Below are 12,770 nucleotides of genomic sequence, written 5' to 3' on the forward strand. Positions count from 1 at the left end.
CCGCTACATCTTCTTCTTGAGGGGCAGCAGGTCCGGATAGCTGGCGTCCCGCTTCTGGGCCTTGGCGGTGAAGGCCTCGGCCATGTGGGCGCCCGAGAACATGCCCGTCTGCCAGGTGGCGATGTAGTCCAGGCCGTCGGCGATGGTGTGGTCGCGGGCGTAGTTGATCATCACCTTGCTGCCGGCCACGGCCAGGGGCGACTTCTCGGCGATCTCGCGGGCGGTAGCCAGGGCGTGCGCTACCAGGGCCTCGTGCGTGTCGAACACCTCGTTGACCAGGCCGATCTCCTTGGCGCGCTGGGCCGGCAGGCGACGGCCGGTATAGGCCAGCTCGCGCACCCAGCCCTCGGGGATCAGCTTGCACAGGCGTGGAAAGGTGCCGACGTCGGCGGTCATGCCGATGTTGATCTCCTGGATCGAGAAGAAGGCGTCGGCGCTGGCGTAGCGGATGTCGCAGGCGCTGACGAAGTCGACCGCCCCGCCGATGCAACCGCCCTGGATGGCGACGATCACCGGCATGCGGGCCTTGTCCAGGCAGCTGAAGGTGTCCTGCAGGTGATGCACGAACCGGCGGAAGCTTTCGCCGGCCACGTGACGGTCGGCGTCCTGGCGGGCGGTGACGCCCTCGTCGTCGGTGAACACCGAAAGGTCCATGCCGGCGCTGAAGTGCTTGCCGGTCGACGAGATGACGATGCAGCGGGCCAGGGCGTTGTCGTCGATGTCGCGGACGATCGCGGGAAGCTCGTTCCAGAACGGCCGGGTCATGGTGTTCATGGCCTCGGGCCGCTTCAACTGGATGTGCGCGACGCCAGCCTCGATCTCGACCTTGAAACAGCTATAGTCCGCCTGATCGTGGTTGCTCATGCCGGCCTCCCTTTTTGTCGATGGTCCTTGGCTTTGCCCGGCGACTATCGGCCGGGGCGCAAGCGGCGACAACCTTGACCCGACGGAAGAGGATTCCAGCCATGACGACCCGCAAGATCTCCACCGCCCTGGCCCTGGCCGCCACGGTCGGCGGCCTGGCCGCCGCGCCGGCCCCGGCGCTGGCCCAGTCCCGAGGGCTGGGCGGACTGTTCGCGTGCGAGGGCTCGGGCAAGAAGCAGGAAGGCGGCGCCCTGATCGGCGCGGCCGCCGGCGCCCTGCTGGGCCGCAACCTGGCCAAGAACGAGAAGACCCTGGGCACGCTGGTCGGCGCAGCCGCCGGCGCGGCGGCAGGCGGCTATATCGGCTGCCGCATGCAGTCGACCGACGCGGCCCTGGCCGAGCAGGCCACCAAGAAGGCCCTGGAGACGGGCGTGGCCCAGACCTGGACCAACAAGCGCACCGGCAATTCGGGTCGCATCGCGGTGGTCTCGTCCAGCTACGGCCCGCCGATCGACGGCCGCAACGTCCGCTACGCCTCGGGCGTCCAGAGCCTGCCCAGCTACGAGGCCGCCGGCGGCGCCTACGTGGCCAATTCGACGGCCAACCTGCGCGCCGGTCCGTCGACCAGGACGGCGGTGGTCGGCAAGGTCGGCGCGGGCGAGAGCTTCGACGCCCTAGGCCTCGCGCCGGCCGGCGGCTGGGTGCTGGTCGGCCGGAACGGCCTGGGCGTGGGCTACGCGTCCGCCTCGCTGGTGCGCCCGTACGGCCAGCAGGTCGCCAGCTGCCGGGTGATTGACGCCTCGGTCTCGGGCGGCGGCCAGCGGGCCACCAGCCAGCGCTATAGCGCCTGCCGCGACGATCGCGGCGAGTGGCAGGTGACGCAGGCCTAGAGGTTCACCACCTCGCACTTCAGCCGCTCGCGGATGCGATTGGCGACGATCGTGCGGTGGCAGCAATTGGGGTCGTCCTCGTAGCACAGGAGGGCGACCCTTTTCGTTTTCGCCAGCTCGGTCGCCTGGGCCAGGGCCAGCACGGCCTCCGGCTCCTCCAGGTGGGCGTCGAAGACGCGGCGCATCTCGTCGATCCGTCCCGCGCGCGCGGCCTCGCGCCCCGGCTTGGGCGTGCCCAGCGGCCGCAGGTGCAGGTAGTCGATGCCCTGGTCCTTCAGGCTGGCGTCCAGCAGGCTCTTGGAGAACCCGGCCTTGCGCGAGCTGGCCACGGCGCGGACGTCGACGACCAGTTCGACGTCGGCCGCCTTCAGGCGATCGATCATGCCGGCCTGAGTGTCGGTCTCGTAGCCGATGGTGGCGAGCCTGTTCATCCCATCCCTCCATGGACGCAGGGGATCTACGCGCCTACCTTAAGCCCGATAACTCTCAGGGAGCCACGCCGATGGACGCGGCCGTCTTTCGCGAACCTCGCAAGCGCGTCGTGGCCGTGCCCGGCGGCGAGATCGCGGCCCTGGAGTTCGGCCCGCAGGACCGGCCGATCGACGTCGTCTTCGTCCACGCCAACGGCTTCAACGCCCAGACCTATCGCGTGCTGCTCTCGCCCCTGGCGGCGGGCCTGCGCATCCTGGCCATCGACCAGCGAGGCCACGGCGAGACGACCCTGCCGGCGGATCCGGACGGTCGCCGCTCGTGGCGCGACCTGCGCGACGACCTGATCGGCCTGCTGGACGCCCTGGACGGGCCGCCGGTCGTCCTGGCCGGCCACTCGATGGGCGGCACCGTCAGCCTGCTGACCGCCGCCGAGCGGCCGGAGCGGGTCAAGGGCCTCGTCCTGCTCGACCCGGTGATCATGCCCTGGCTGGCCACCCTCTACGCCCGGGCGCCATGGACCTCGGGACGCTTGTGGAGGCGCATGCCGCTGGTCCAGTCGGCCCTGCGCCGGCGGGCGGTGTTCGACAGCCGCGAGGCGGTGTTCGCCGGCTACAAGGGTCGCGGCGCCTTCAAGACCTGGCCCGAGACCATGCTGGCCGACTATGTCGCCGGCGGCTTCGTCGAGCGGAAGGACGGCAAGGTCGAGCTGGCCTGCGCGCCGGCCTGGGAGGCCTCCAACTACGCCGCCCAGGCCCACGACCCCTGGAAGGCCGTGCGCCAGGTGAAGGTCCCGGTGCGGATCCTCAAGGCCGAGAAACACTCCACCTGCCACGCCGGCGACGGCTTCGCGCGGCGCGGCCGCGACGTGCGGATCGAGACGGTGGCGGGAACCAGCCACTTCCTGCCGATGGAGCGTCCCGACGTGGTGCGGGACACGCTGTTCGACATGGCGACGGCTTAGGACGGGTCCGGGATCAGGTGGGCCAGCTCGTTCGGAATGCAGATGAAGTCGTCCGATAGGGCGTAGAGCTTGTAGTTCTTGGCGGTGATCTGATCGGCCAGGCGCTGGCTGTCGGACTTCAGGTGCTCGACCAGCATCAGCGGCCGATGGGCGTCGATCAGCGCGTCGGCGCCGCGCAGCACCTGCGGCTCCATCCCTTCGACATCGACCTTCAGGATGTCGACCTTGGGAAAGCCGAAGCTGTCGAGCGTGCGCATGGGCACGAACTCCTGCTTGTCGGGATCGTGGCCGCGCTCCTGGGACAGGCGCTCCCGCTGCTGCTCGCCGAACTCGACGCTGCCGAAGTTCATGGCCTGGTTGTAGTCGAACTGCGGGATCTCGATCGCGCCAGCCTCTTCGCCCACGGCGATGTGGTGGCAGAAGATGTTGGTGTAGCCGTTCAGCGCCACCGAGCCGGCGATCATGTTGAACAGGATCCGCTGGGCCTCGAAACAGTGATAGACGCCGCGCCCGTCCAGAAGGCTGGCCAGGCCCAGCGAGAACAGGCCGAAATTGGCCCCGACATCCAGGACGAACGGCTCGGGGCCCTTCAGCACCGACAGCTTCGAGATCATGTCGATGCTGTCGTGCCCGTGGGCGCGGCCGGTCTTCAGGAGGTGGTTGGTCTGGTTGATGTCATGGCGATTGACGATCACCGGCCCGTAGATGGTCGGCATCATCAGCCCGTAGGGCACACGATCTAGCGGCACGGGCCCTCCAGGCGGATCGATTCTTCATCATGGTGACAGGAAACGCCGGCGTGTGGCTAGAGCGCCAGCCCCGCGACCTCGTTCGCGGCCAGCGCCGTCCGCGCCGCGTCGCTGACCGGCACGACCTTGCGCGCGTCGAGGTCGAAGGTGATCGCCACCGCTTCGGAGGTCCCCCAGGGCTCGCCGGTGGCCGGATCCAGCATCCAGTGGGCCACCCGCATGGTCCGCGCGTCGGTCCCGACCAGGCCCGAGCGGAGCTCGACGCGGTCGCCGGCGCGGGGCCAGGCCAGGTAGGCGATGCGGTATTCCAGGACCGCGCCGCCGGTGCGGATCGGCTTGTGCTCGGCGTGCTCGACCACCACGTCGCGGAACGGGTGGATGAAGGCGCCGATGCCGTCCGAGACCCGACCGATGAATTGCTCGACCCGCATCCGTCCAAACACGTCGCAATCCGACGGCAGCAGGCCGCCCAGGCCGATGCGGGTCAGGCCCAGGGCCTCGGCGCGGGCCAGGCTGGCGGTCGGCTCGAATGGCGACAGGTCGATGCTGCGCGCTCGCGCCTTCTCGGGGATCGCGACCTTGAGGGCCTCGGCGCGCTCGCGGGCGATCGTCGGCCACGGGAACGGCAGGCCCTCGCGCGGGGTGGCGTGGACGACGGTGGTCTGGAACGTCGCCGCCAGCTCGCCCGAGGCGGGATGGATCAGCAGCTGCAGGATCCGCGCGTCGCTCTCGCCCATCTCGATCACCCCGCCCAGCATGTGGAGCGGCGCGCCGGCGTGGGCCTCGCGCAGGAAGCGGATGTGGTGCTCCTTGACCAGCAGGGTGGCGTTGGCGCCGGGCGAGAAGGCGTGCGCCAGGCCCAGTTCGGCCGCCATGCCGATCAGCCCCTCCTGGGCGCGGACGACGTAGTGGCGCACGTTCATGTGCCCCATCTCGTCGCAGTCCCAGGTGTTGACGCCGCCGCGCCAGATCTCGACGCCGGGAAGAGCTTCAGCGGTCATGCGGCGTCTCGAACGATGCGGAATGGTCGTTCGAGTCTAGCGGTGTTTTCTCAGCTTCGGCAATCGGCGCAGAGGCCGTGGGCCTCGATGGTCACGCCGGTCAGGGCGTAGCCGGCCGCGGCCCCGGCGGCGATGATCTCGGCGCTGGCCTTGGGCTCGATCTCGCGGGTCGCGCCGCAGCAGTCGCAGATCAGGAAGGCGGCGGCGTGGCCGTCGGCCTCCTTGCGGCAGGCGACATAGGCGTTGAGGCTCTCGATCCGATGGGCGAAGCCCTGCTTCTCCAGGAAGTCTAGGGCGCGATAGACGGTCGGCGGCTTGGCCGGCGGGCCGTCGCCCCCGAAGGTCGAGATCAGGTCGTAGGCCTTCACCGGCTGGCCAGCCTCCAGCAGCAGCTCCAGCACCCGGCGGCGCGGGGCGGTCAGGCGCTGCTCGGCCGCCGCGCAGCGGGCCTCGGCGGCGTTCAGTTCGGCCGCCAGCGCGGCGCCGCCGACGCCGTGGTTGTGATGATCGTGTCCGCAAGAGCTGCCGTGGGCCATGGCCAAGAGGTAGAGGCCCGGGCGCGCGGGCGCAACTCCGGAGGGTTCCGAGGTTAAAGAAGCGGCGCGCTCAGCAGGTTGGCCTCGGCCGTGCAGCGGGCGGGATCGGGCGGCGTCCCCTGGGCGCGGGCGGCGTCCAGCTCGGCCCGCACCTCGGCCAGATCGGCCTTGAACGCCTCCGAGCTCCACAACGCGGCGAATAGGTTCTCGGCGTTGGCCTTGCCGGCCTCGACCGAGCTGGCGTTGTGGACGCCGCAGACCACCCGGCTCTCGCCGAAGGCCCGGGCGCGGGCCAGGATAGCCTGGGAGCGGTCCGGCGCGGCCTCGGCCAGCAGCAGCCCCACGCTCCAGCCCCAGGTCGCGTGGCCCGACGGGTAGTCCGGCGACAGCGAGAAGCCGAGGCCCGGTTTGATGCACAGCGGCCCCTTCTCGGACCGGAAGGGCCGCGCGCGGCGGTACTTCAGCTTGGGCCCCGAGACCGCCGAGCGGACATCATGGCTCATCCGCAGCAGCATGGCGGCCAGCTTCGGGTTGCTCTGGCGGGTCGGCGTGTAGCCCAGGGCGCAGCTATAGGCCGCCAGGACGTTCTCCTCGACATTGTCGGCCTGGGCGATCGACCAGCGCGGGGTGCCTTGCAAGGCGCGCGTGGCCAGGAAGATCTGGCGGTCCTTCTCGGCCGCCGGCGAGCCCTTGGCGGGCGGCGGTCCCAGATGGTCGCGCGCGTCGAACTGCGCCTTGGTCAGATAGCGGTCGCTGGCCGCGTCGCCGCTCAGGGTGGCGCAGCCGGTCAGGGCGAGGAGGGCGACGAAGGCCAAAGCACGCATATGAAAAGGGCCCCCGGAGAAACTCCGGGGACCCTGCATTTTCACGCCCCCACAATCAAGCAGGGGGAGGCGTTCAAGCTCACTTGCCGAACAGCTTGTTCCAGCGCGGCTTTTCACGGCCTTCCCAGGCCTTGCGCCAGTAGGCGTCCGAGGCGATCAGCGGGACCACCGTGGTGGCTTCGGCGAAGACCATCTGTTCGTAGGTGGTCGAGACCTTGCCCCACGAGGCGGCTTCCTTCAGCGTCGAGCTGCTGCAGGCGCCGTCGCGGACGTCGGCGACCGTGATCTGGATGGCGTACTTGTGCATGTCGGCCTCGACGCCGAGGATCTCGGCGCAGACGACGGTGTCCTGGGCGAAGTTCTTGGGAACGCCGCCGCCGACCATGAACAGGCCCGTGGTGCCGGCCGCGATCTTGACGTCCGTCAGCTCACGGAAGTCGGCGACCGCGTCGATCATCAGGTAGGGCTTCTTCTCGGCCAGCTTTTCCTTCTGGTGCTTGACCAGGCCAAAGCCCGCCGAGCTGTCGACAAAGGCCGGGCAGAAGATCGGCACGCCTTCTTCGTAGGCGGTCTGGATCAGGCTGCCTTCCTTCTTGGCGTTGCCTTCCGACAGCCACTTGCCCATCTCCCAGATGAACTCGCGCGAGGAGTAGCCGCGTGGCTCCAGGCGATTGCAGATCTCCAGGATCGTGTGGTCGCAGGCCTGCAGTTCTTCTTCGTCGATATAGGTGTCGTAGATGCGGTCGATGTAGTTGTCGCGCAGGACGTTGTCGTCGACCGGGCCGGCGGCCTGATAGTGCTTGAAGCCCAGGGCCTCGAAGAAGTCCATGTCGACGATGCTGGCGCCGGTGGCCACCACGGCGTCGATCATGCCGTTCTTCACCATGTCGCGGTACACGTGCATGCAGCCGCCGGCCGAGGTCGAGCCGGCCAGGATCAGCCAGGTCGAGCAGCCCTTGTCGGCCAGGGCCATGTTGAAGATGTCGGCGGCGCGAGCGGTGTCGCGCGAGCTGAACGACATCTTGCGCATCGCGTCGATGATCGGGCGGGCGTCGTAGCTGGTGATGTCGACGTGCTCGACGACCTTCTGCAGCAGTTCGGCCTTCTGGTTGTTGGGAACGGGAGCGTTCATGACAGAGGATCCTCTGAAGGTGAGCGCCCGTCGTGACCCGCCAGCACGCCGGGACGGAGCGACCGGCGAGGGGATTAAGGGGGCGCTATATAGAGTCTTTGCGACGATTATCGAGTCCTGATGCGCATAAACGCACGGAACGGGGCGAGGAGCCCTTCTTCGCCGTATCTCTCCCGCAGGCGGCGGCGCAGCGAAAGGCCCAGCCAGGCCAAGATCAGCGCCAGGGCGGCCAGGGTGATCGTGTCGCAGACCTTTTCCAGCGGCGAACGGACGATGCGCGCGCGGTAGGTGTGCGAGCCCGGCTCGGCGACGAAAGACAGCAGGCCGTCGGGCTGGGAGGGCTCGGCCTTCACCAGCGGGTCGCGACCCTTCTGGACGCGGCCGATCTCCCAGGTCGGGAAGTAGTGCTTGCGCAGCACGATCCGGGTCGGCCGGACCGCCTCGACGGCGATGGCGACGCTGCCGTCCGGGAATACGCTGGCGGCGGTCACCCGGGCGCCGTCGTCCTGGGCCCCGGCCAGGGGCGTGTCGGCGAAGCCCGTCCGGCAGAACGGATCGACCGCGTAGCGTGGGCCGCCGGAGAAGGCGGCCGGCAGGTGCTCCTCGGGCGCGCGGCGACAGGCGATGTGCGGCGCGGTGTCGGGTGGGGTCAGGTCGCCGACCTGTTGCAGGTGGTAGGCGATGACGTCCTTGTGCATCGAGAAGCCCTTCAGCGTCGGGACCGCCGCGGCGACCAGAAGGACCAGCAGCAGCCACCGTCGACCATGGGCCAGGGCCAGGATGATGGCGGTGACGGCCGCGAACTCCATGCCCAGCATAAGGCGATAGGGGAACTGCGCCTTGCCGAGAAACTGGCCCGTGAAGCCGTGCCAGGGCCAGGGCATGGCGTACAGCGCGAAGGCGAACAGCACGCCGAAGCCCCAGGCCAGGGCCTCGCGACGCGGCGACGAGAGTTCGCGGCCGACGACGGCGACGACGGCGGCCAGGCCCGCGCCGGCGATGCCGCAGGCCATCCAGGCCATCGAGGTCGAGAACGGCTTCTGCGGCCAGCGGTCGGGGGTCAGCAGGGCCCAGTTGTAGGGATCGGCGTCGTGGCCCCACATGATGCGCAGCAGGGCCATCTTCTGCATGAGCATCGCCGGACCCAGATAGCTTGCGGCCGTGGCCAGGCCCAGCAAGGCCGCGGCGGCGAGGCGCAGGACCATGTCGCGGCGCTGGTCTCTTGGCGTGTCCAGCAGCAGATGGACCGCATAGGCCGGCAGCAGGGTTACGAAGACCAGCATGCCGATCACCAGGTGCGACATCACCAGGGCGGCGAACGACAGGGCGAGGCCCGGGACCCAGGCCCACGAGCGCGCCGCCCGCTCCAGGCACAGGGCGAACAGCGGCAGGGTCATGTAGGCGGCGGTCTCGCCGATGGAGCCCCGGACGTAGAAATTGACCAGGTGATAGGGCGCGGCGACATAGGCCAGCGCGCCGATCAGGGCCCAGGCGTCGCCGACGCGCGAGCGCAGCCAGGCGAACATCGACAGGCCCGACCCGAACACCATCAGGTAGGTCGCCCAGGCGGTGATCATCGGATAGTCGATGGTCCCGAACGCATAGCGGACGAAGGCGGCCACATAGAAGGCCAGGGGTGGGTAGAAATAAAACGACGAGGCGCCCATGCCGACCCAGGCGCCGTGCAGCCAGCGCGGCGGGAATTGCCCCTGCGCCAGGCTGTTGTTGAATTCCAGGATCCAGACCGAGTTGTAGATGTAGCTGTGGGTGAAGCCCGCGCCGTGACCCAGGTCGTGACGCAGCAGGCAGAAGCTCTGGAAGGCCAGCACGAACAGGACGATCGGCCAACGAAGCGTCAGTTTCGACATCACGCTCTTCAACTCTGGGGCGCTGGACGGAGGCTCTAGCGTTTGTCGCGCGCCGGCGGGTTTGTCCAGCGGCCCTTGGCCGACGATCGCGTCCAGGCGGTGGTGCTCACGGCGCAAAAAAGGAGGCGGATGTCATCCGCCTCCTTGATTGGATCCAGGACTTCGTCGGTCGATCTAGCGACGGCGCTTGCGCTTGCCGGCCGCGCCCTTGGGGCGCGAGAAGCGGACGATCTTGCGCTCTTCGTTCTCCTGGCGGACCGCCGGGATCGAGCGCTTGGCCAGGCCGTACATCGAGGCCATCGGGGCGTCCTGCACCTCGACGGTGTCGGTCTCGCCGAAGCCGTTGAAGCGGGTCGACATGGCCACGCCATAGGCGCCCAGCATGCCGATCTCGATGTAGTCGCCCTCGTCGACGCTTTCCGGCAGATAGAAGGGACCCGGCATGTGGTCGACGCTGTCGCAGGTCGGGCCGTAGAAGCGGAAGGGCTTGAGGCCTTCTTCCACCACTTCGCCGTTCTTGCGGTACAGCTTGACCGGGAAGGGCCACTTCATGTGCGCGGCGTCGAACAGCGAGCCGTACGACCCGTCGTTCAGATACAGCGCATCGCCCTTCTTCAGCTCGACCTTGACCAGCAGCGACGAGGCCTCGGCGACCAGGGCGCGGCCCGGCTCGCACCACAGCTCGGTGGTCTCGTGGACCATCATCTCGGCGAAGCCGCGGTCGATGGCCGCCAGATACTCGGAGAGATCCGGCGGGACCATGCCCGGATAGATCGACGGGAAGCCGCCGCCGACGTCGACGACATCGGCCAGCACGCCGGCGCGCACCAGGGCGCGGGAGGCCTGGGCCATCGCCGCCTGGAACGCCGTCGGGCGCATGCACTGGCTGCCGACGTGGAAGCTGACGCCCATCAGGTCCTGGGTGGCGCGACGGGCGGCCAGCAGCAGGGCGGGGGCGTTGTGGCTCTCGACGCCGAACTTGCCCGACAGGCTGTAGGCCGCGCCCTCGGCCTGCACGCCCATGCGGACGATCAGGTTGAGGTCCTTGGCCTGGCCGGTGGCGTCCAGGATCTTGGCCAGCTCTTCGTGGGTGTCGAACGAGAAGGTCTTCACGCCGTGGTCGAAGTACGCGGCCGAGATCGCCTTGCGGCTCTTGACCGGGTGCATGAAGGCCATGCGCGAGCCCGGGGCCTCGTTGGCCACGAGTTCGACTTCGTTCAGCGACGCGACGTCGAAGGACCGCACGCCGGCCTGCGCCAGCTCACGGATCACCCACGGCGAAGGATTGGCCTTCACCGCGTAGAAGACGTCGCCTTTAAATTCGGACTGGAACCAGCGCGCAGCTACGGAAACCGCGTCGGGCCGCACGAGTGCGACGGGACGTTCCGGTGACCGCTCACGGACCAGGTCCAGGGGAGAATGGTACGTGTGCAATTCACGTAACCCCCTGTTGGAAGTTAAACCCAGGCCGGCGTTAGCAGCGTTTAGAGGACTTCGGGTCCGCCGGAGCCGTGCGAAATAGGGGTGATTGGCGGGGATGTAAAGACCCTTTCGCAGCCCCGTTTTGGGACGAATTGATCCAGGGTCCGTCACAAATCCATTGCGAACCTTCCCCAAACCGGAGATCGCATTTCCCAAGCTTCGAAACCACGTTAAGGATTCGCCCCGACCATGACGTCGGACCCTGTTCTCTCGATCCGCGCCGCGTCCAAGACCTTCGGGTCGCGCAGGGCGCTGGACACCGTCTCCCTCGACGTCGTTCGGGGCGAGATGATCGCGCTCATCGGACCGTCTGGCTCCGGCAAGTCCACGCTTCTGCGCTCGATCGATGGTCTGCAGACCATCGATGAAGGCGAGGGAACGATCGGCGCTTTCGGCGGGCCGGTGCAGGCCAAGGGCAAGGTGTCCAGCGAGGTGCGCAAGGCGCGCATCCGCATCGGCTTCATCGCCCAGCAGTTCAACCTGGTCGGCCGCCTTTCGCTGTTTTCCAACGTGGCCCTGGGGTCGCTGGGGCGGATCCCCTTCGCGCGCGGCCTGTTCGGCTGGTGGCCCAAGGAGACGCGCGAGGCGGCCATGGCGGCCCTGGCCCGCGTCGGCGTGGCCGACTACGCCGCCCAGCGCGCCAACACTCTGTCGGGCGGCCAGCAGCAGCGCGGCGCCATCGCCCGGGCCCTGGTCCAGAAGGCCAAGATCATCCTGGCCGACGAGCCGGTGGCCTCGCTGGATCCCGTCTCGGCGCGCAAGGTCATGGAGATCCTGCGTGATCTGAATCAAAGCGACGGCCTGACGGTCGTCGTCACCCTGCACCAGGTGGACTACGCCCTGCGCTACTGCGACCGGGTCGTGGCCCTGAAGGCCGGCAAGAAGGTCTATGACGGGCCGGCTTCCGGCCTGAAGCGTGAAAAACTCATCGATATCTACGGCCCGGAATTCGAGGACGTGTTCTGGGAAGGAGCTCCCCAATGATCAGCCGCCGTCGTTCGGCTCTCGTCATCGCCGCCGGCCTGTCGGCCCTGGCCCTGGCCTCCTGCGGCCAGAAGCCCCAGACCGCCGCCGCCAAGGACACGGTCGTGTTCTCGATCCTGTCGACCGAGTCGGCCCAGAACATGGAGGGCTACTGGAAGCCGATCCTGGCCGATATGGAGAAGCAGACCGGCCTCAAGGTGAAGCCGTTCTTCTCGTCCAACTATTCGTCGCTGATCGTGGCCATGGGCGCCAAGCAGACCGACCTGGGCTGGTTCTCGAACCAGTCGGGCCTGGAAGCCGTGCGCCGTTCGGGCGGCGAGGTCTTCGCCCGCACCTTCGACCCGTCGGGCACCGACGGCTACAAGTCGGTGATCATCGTGCCGGCCGACAGCAAGCTGACCCTGGAAGGCCTGCTGAAGTGCGACAAGACGCTGAACTTCGGCATCGGCGACAAGAAGTCGACCTCGGGCACCCTGGCCCCGATGACCTACGTCTTCATCCCGGCCGGCAAGAAGCCCGAAACCTGCTTCAAGACCGTGCTCAGCGCCAGCCATGACGCCAACCTGGCGGCCGTGGCCAACCACAAGCTGGACGCCTCGACCAACAACTCGACCGCCCTGCGCCTGAACGCCGAGCGCTCGGACAACAAGACCGCCAAGGTCAAGGTGATCTGGGAATCGCCGACCCTGCCGGAAGACCCGATCGTCTGGCGCAAGGATCTCGACCCCGTCGTGAAGGAGAAGCTGCGCCAGTTCTTCCTGACCTACGGTCAGGGTGACACGCCCGAGGCCGCCCAGCAGCGCGCCAACCTGGCCAAGCTGTCGATGGGCGGCTTCAAGCCGGCCGACGACAGCCACCTGCTGGTCGTGCGCGAGATGGAAGCGCTGGAGAACCTCGGCCTGGCCAAGGAAAGCGGCGACCAGGCCAAGATCGCGGCGGCCCAGAAGGCCCTGGACGGCATCAAGGCCGAGCGCATCGCCGCCGAGGGCAAGGCGGGCCTGGCCGCGCCGGTCGCGCCCGTCGCCCCGCCCGCCAGCTGAGCCGCCT

At 68.5% G+C, this 12,770-nt stretch carries 13 protein-coding genes; 4 read left to right on the forward strand and 9 right to left on the reverse strand.

Features of this window, described 5'->3' with window-relative positions:
* Positions 1 to 3: 3 nt before the first annotated feature.
* Complete coding sequence (locus K8940_RS02060; protein WP_223392893.1) at positions 4 to 864, reverse strand: crotonase/enoyl-CoA hydratase family protein; 861 nt, start codon at positions 862 to 864, stop codon at positions 4 to 6.
* A 101-nt stretch (positions 865 to 965) separates the two neighbouring features.
* Here K8940_RS02060 and K8940_RS02065 point away from each other — a divergent pair, with 101 nt between their 5' ends.
* On the forward strand, positions 966 to 1,754 hold the full coding sequence (locus K8940_RS02065; RefSeq protein ID WP_223392894.1) for an SH3 domain-containing protein: 789 nt from the start codon (positions 966 to 968) through the stop codon (positions 1,752 to 1,754).
* Here K8940_RS02065 and K8940_RS02070 read toward each other — a convergent pair.
* The gene (locus tag K8940_RS02070) at positions 1,751 to 2,185 is read right to left on the reverse strand and encodes a DUF488 family protein (protein ID WP_223392895.1); all 435 of its coding nucleotides are present in this window, start codon (positions 2,183 to 2,185) and stop codon (positions 1,751 to 1,753) included. The two genes, K8940_RS02065 and K8940_RS02070, sit on opposite strands and share 4 nt — an antisense overlap.
* A gap of 71 nt (positions 2,186 to 2,256) precedes the next feature.
* Here K8940_RS02070 and K8940_RS02075 point away from each other — a divergent pair, with 71 nt between their 5' ends.
* A complete protein-coding gene (locus K8940_RS02075; protein ID WP_223392896.1) occupies positions 2,257 to 3,147 on the forward strand; it encodes an alpha/beta fold hydrolase in 891 nt (296 codons plus the stop codon).
* Here K8940_RS02075 and K8940_RS02080 read toward each other — a convergent pair.
* The 7 genes from K8940_RS02080 to K8940_RS02110 form a co-directional block, all read right to left on the reverse strand.
* Positions 3,144 to 3,896 carry an FkbM family methyltransferase gene (locus K8940_RS02080; RefSeq protein WP_223392897.1) on the reverse strand — a complete coding sequence of 251 codons (753 nt, stop codon included), beginning with the start codon at positions 3,894 to 3,896 and terminating at the stop codon, positions 3,144 to 3,146. The two genes, K8940_RS02075 and K8940_RS02080, sit on opposite strands and share 4 nt — an antisense overlap.
* A gap of 56 nt (positions 3,897 to 3,952) precedes the next feature.
* Entirely contained in the window at positions 3,953 to 4,897 is a 945-nt protein-coding gene (locus K8940_RS02085) for a thioesterase family protein (protein WP_223392898.1), read from the reverse strand.
* 50 nt (positions 4,898 to 4,947) lie between these two features.
* Positions 4,948 to 5,433, reverse strand: coding sequence for a Fur family transcriptional regulator (locus K8940_RS02090; RefSeq protein ID WP_223395737.1), 486 nt, complete (start codon positions 5,431 to 5,433; stop codon positions 4,948 to 4,950).
* Positions 5,434 to 5,486: 53 nt separating this feature from the next.
* Positions 5,487 to 6,257, reverse strand: a complete 771-nt coding sequence (locus tag K8940_RS02095; protein ID WP_223392899.1) for an acid phosphatase — start codon at positions 6,255 to 6,257, stop codon at positions 5,487 to 5,489.
* 79 nt (positions 6,258 to 6,336) lie between these two features.
* The gene (locus K8940_RS02100; RefSeq protein WP_223392900.1) at positions 6,337 to 7,389 is read right to left on the reverse strand and encodes a 1,9-bis(guanidino)-5-aza-nonane synthase; all 1,053 of its coding nucleotides are present in this window, start codon (positions 7,387 to 7,389) and stop codon (positions 6,337 to 6,339) included.
* Positions 7,390 to 7,496: 107 nt separating this feature from the next.
* Positions 7,497 to 9,257: a hypothetical protein gene (locus K8940_RS02105; RefSeq protein WP_223392901.1), complete on the reverse strand. Its 1,761-nt coding sequence runs from the start codon at positions 9,255 to 9,257 to the stop codon at positions 7,497 to 7,499.
* Positions 9,258 to 9,431: 174 nt separating this feature from the next.
* On the reverse strand, positions 9,432 to 10,691 hold the full coding sequence (locus K8940_RS02110; RefSeq protein WP_223392902.1) for a type III PLP-dependent enzyme: 1,260 nt from the start codon (positions 10,689 to 10,691) through the stop codon (positions 9,432 to 9,434).
* A 237-nt stretch (positions 10,692 to 10,928) separates the two neighbouring features.
* On the opposite strand from K8940_RS02110, the gene phnC reads away from it, so the two are divergent.
* Positions 10,929 to 11,723, forward strand: coding sequence for a phosphonate ABC transporter ATP-binding protein (phnC, locus tag K8940_RS02115; protein WP_223392903.1), 795 nt, complete (start codon positions 10,929 to 10,931; stop codon positions 11,721 to 11,723).
* Positions 11,720 to 12,763: a phosphate/phosphite/phosphonate ABC transporter substrate-binding protein gene (gene phnD / locus K8940_RS02120; RefSeq protein ID WP_223392904.1), complete on the forward strand. Its 1,044-nt coding sequence runs from the start codon at positions 11,720 to 11,722 to the stop codon at positions 12,761 to 12,763. The genes phnC and phnD overlap by 4 nt, the downstream gene beginning before the upstream one ends.
* Positions 12,764 to 12,770: the final 7 nt, after the last annotated feature.

Origin of the sequence: Caulobacter segnis (genome assembly GCF_019931575.1) — a bacterium.
Lineage (GTDB): Bacteria > Pseudomonadota > Alphaproteobacteria > Caulobacterales > Caulobacteraceae > Caulobacter > Caulobacter segnis_C.

Bases quoted from the DNA above. Each gene is read 5' to 3' on its own strand.
- K8940_RS02060 (WP_223392893.1), bottom strand. From the start codon at position 864: ATGAGCAACCACGATCAGGCGGACTATAGCTGTTTCAAGGTCGAGATC.
- K8940_RS02065 (WP_223392894.1), top strand. From the start codon at position 966: ATGACGACCCGCAAGATCTCCACCGCCCTGGCCCTGGCCGCCACGGTC.
- K8940_RS02070 (WP_223392895.1), bottom strand. From the start codon at position 2,185: ATGAACAGGCTCGCCACCATCGGCTACGAGACCGACACTCAGGCCGGC.
- K8940_RS02075 (WP_223392896.1), top strand. From the start codon at position 2,257: ATGGACGCGGCCGTCTTTCGCGAACCTCGCAAGCGCGTCGTGGCCGTG.
- K8940_RS02085 (WP_223392898.1), bottom strand. From the start codon at position 4,897: ATGACCGCTGAAGCTCTTCCCGGCGTCGAGATCTGGCGCGGCGGCGTC.
- K8940_RS02090 (WP_223395737.1), bottom strand. From the start codon at position 5,433: ATGGCCCACGGCAGCTCTTGCGGACACGATCATCACAACCACGGCGTC.
- K8940_RS02095 (WP_223392899.1), bottom strand. From the start codon at position 6,257: ATGCGTGCTTTGGCCTTCGTCGCCCTCCTCGCCCTGACCGGCTGCGCC.
- K8940_RS02100 (WP_223392900.1), bottom strand. From the start codon at position 7,389: ATGAACGCTCCCGTTCCCAACAACCAGAAGGCCGAACTGCTGCAGAAG.
- K8940_RS02105 (WP_223392901.1), bottom strand. From the start codon at position 9,257: ATGTCGAAACTGACGCTTCGTTGGCCGATCGTCCTGTTCGTGCTGGCC.
- phnC (WP_223392903.1), top strand. From the start codon at position 10,929: ATGACGTCGGACCCTGTTCTCTCGATCCGCGCCGCGTCCAAGACCTTC.
- phnD (WP_223392904.1), top strand. From the start codon at position 11,720: ATGATCAGCCGCCGTCGTTCGGCTCTCGTCATCGCCGCCGGCCTGTCG.